General features: G+C 39.9%; 1 protein-coding gene. It reads right to left on the reverse strand.

The window, feature by feature from the left end:
* On the reverse strand, positions 1-364 hold a 364-nt coding region (locus tag E5331_RS20095), incomplete at its 3' end, for an Rpn family recombination-promoting nuclease/putative transposase (RefSeq protein ID WP_136013300.1).
* Between the last annotated feature and the right edge of the window lie 454 nt (positions 365-818).

The following is an 818-nucleotide window of genomic DNA, read 5'->3' on the forward strand; positions in this document are numbered from 1 at the left end:
AGATGATGTATATCGGCTCAAACTCATACAGCCAGTCCGACCCTACCTCTCCCTGGTCAACTATCGCCTTCGAAGCATAATAGACCATACGGTCAATGTAATAATTCTGGTTGCTGTTCTGCATCTCGACCGTAAAGCGTTTACCGTTTGTTGTCTGACAGTGGATGTCATAGATCACACCCCTCTCCCTCTTACGCCTCCGGCTCTTCTCCTTGTCAAGATACTGGAGATCAACAATCTTGTCAAAACCCGGCTCATCCTTCAACAAGTTATTGAGGAAATCAATAAGAAAGTCCTTCGACTCCTCTCGTCCGAAGATGTACTTAAAACCAAAATCGGTCATCGGATTGATATAGGTAGACATGGCATTATGTTTTAGTTTTCACAAAAATAGACATTAAAATCCATTTACGCAAACTTTTAACACCGTTTTTTAACAATAGCCATATATAAGATTGAGGAAGCAGTAAAATATATCATTACTGTTATAGACAGCTGCCATCATGTCGAAATTTTTGAAAAATTTTTGATATCCGAAAGTAAGACCTGCTCTCTTGCGGGCATCCAGAAAAATTGGGGTATTATATAATTCTCAGTGTGCGTTTCGCTTGTTTCGGGTGTTTCACTTGTTTCGGGTGTTTCGCTTGTTTCGGGTGAAACAGCGAAACAAGCGAAACACCAAATAAAATGTCAGATTAGTTTCAAAATAACAAAGCGGGTTATGGGTTCATGTATAACTTTGCGGCATCAAACAAATATCAACCTAAAAACAAGGTATTATGAACGATATGCTCGCTTGCATTTCCTCCATCCCCGAT

It is taken from the genome of Lepagella muris (genome assembly GCF_004793975.1).
Taxonomy (GTDB): domain Bacteria; phylum Bacteroidota; class Bacteroidia; order Bacteroidales; family Muribaculaceae; genus Lepagella; species Lepagella muris.